Genomic DNA, 206 nt, shown 5'->3' on the forward strand with positions numbered 1-206 from the left:
AGCGGTGCATCAGCGCAATGGTTGGGTGATCTCTTTCACCATCATGCACCCAGACAACCGGTGCAGCTTTGCGCTGTTCCTTCAAACGTGTGACCAGATCGTGAGGAATATAGGGCATATCGCACGGGCAGAATAGAAACCAGTCTCCTGTTTGTTGCAGGAATACCGACAGCATTCCGGCCAGTGGACCAGGATAATCGGCCAAT

Annotated in this window: 1 protein-coding gene; it reads right to left on the minus strand. The window is 52.4% G+C overall.

The features are described 5' to 3' along the window. Nucleotides 1-206 (minus strand): NTP transferase domain-containing protein (locus tag FDX22_RS22085; RefSeq protein WP_186805430.1); only part of this gene is annotated, 206 nt, incomplete at both ends.

It is taken from the genome of Citrobacter sp. TBCS-14 (assembly GCF_005280805.1).
In the GTDB taxonomy this organism is placed as follows: domain Bacteria; phylum Pseudomonadota; class Gammaproteobacteria; order Enterobacterales; family Enterobacteriaceae; genus Citrobacter; species Citrobacter gillenii.